This is a genomic window from Streptomyces sp. Ru71, from assembly GCF_002920535.1.
GTDB lineage: Bacteria > Actinomycetota > Actinomycetes > Streptomycetales > Streptomycetaceae > Streptomyces.
In genome coordinates this window covers 1-468 of sequence record NZ_PQSS01000184.1, presented here as the reverse complement: position 1 = coordinate 468, position 468 = coordinate 1, and the positions used below count along the sequence as shown (strand labels likewise).

Below are 468 nucleotides of genomic sequence, written 5' to 3'. Positions count from 1 at the left end.
CCGGCCGTACGACATGGCGAAGGTGATCGAGGAGATCGTCGACGACGGCGAGTACCTGGAGGTCCACGAGCGCTGGGCGCGCAACATCATCTGCGCGCTGGCCCGCATGGACGGCCAGGTCGTCGGCATCATCGCCAACCAGCCCCAGGTCCTGGCCGGTGTGCTGGACATCGAGGCGTCCGAGAAGGCCGCCCGCTTCGTGCAGATGTGCGACGCCTTCAACATCCCGATCGTCACCCTCCTCGACGTCCCCGGCTTCCTGCCCGGCGTCGACCAGGAACACGGCGGCATCATCCGGCACGGCGCCAAGCTGCTCTACGCCTACTGCAACGCCACCGTCCCGCGGATCTCCCTCATCCTCAGGAAGGCGTACGGCGGCGCCTACATCGTGATGGACTCCCAGTCCATCGGCGCCGACCTCACCTACGCCTGGCCCACCAACGAGATCGCCGTGATGGGCGCCGAGGG

The 468-nt window shown here is 67.7% G+C and carries 1 protein-coding gene; it reads left to right on the top strand.

Features of this window, described 5'->3' with window-relative positions; translation table 11 throughout:
- Positions 1 to 468: carboxyl transferase domain-containing protein (locus C3489_RS38145; RefSeq protein WP_308460845.1), on the top strand; the 468-nt coding region annotated here is incomplete at both ends.